General features: G+C 38.3%; 1 protein-coding gene. It reads left to right on the forward strand.

Annotated elements, in window-relative coordinates; genetic code table 11:
- On the forward strand, nt 1–635 hold a 635-nt coding region (locus A3756_RS28180), incomplete at both ends, for a hypothetical protein (protein ID WP_197481473.1).

Raw genomic sequence — 635 nt, forward strand, 5'->3', positions numbered from 1 at the left:
TTTCCAAGATTGCGGGCATCGATATAGATGAATACGAAGACTATGAAATTGCTCGTGATTTAATGGGGATTTATCAGAGCAATGAGTCTAAAACTCAAAATGAGAGTGTTATATTTCTGGACTTTGATGGTGTAATCGTAGATTCGGCTAAAGAAGCATATGCTATGGCTATGCTTGCGACTAAAAAATCTCAGAAACTTTCTGACGTAGACTTGAATAGTGAGCATTGCAGGAGGTTTCTCGAACAGCGTTGTCATATTGGTCCCGCGTGGAATTACTATTATCTATTAAAGTGTTTGGACGAAGAGAAGGACGTCCAATTTCTAGATATGTTGCCAAATGAAGCAGGAGACGAAGCTAGGGTTTTCCAGGATAGATTTTTTGCTACGCGACAAGTTGTTAGAAATCATTTCTGGGATGAATGGCTTGATTTAAATCACTTTTATGAAGGTGCTAATGGCTTCATAGACTTAATAAATAACAATTCGAATGTTGTTGTTGTAACGACGAAGGATGCAGAAACTGTCAGTGCGCTTCTTGAAAAGTACGGTGTGTTGCGTGATGTCGAAATTTTTGATTCGAGGTCATATGACCAATTTGGCTGCAAGTCTTTGTTCATGGATGACTATATAAAA

Source organism: Oleiphilus sp. HI0086, from assembly GCF_001635225.1.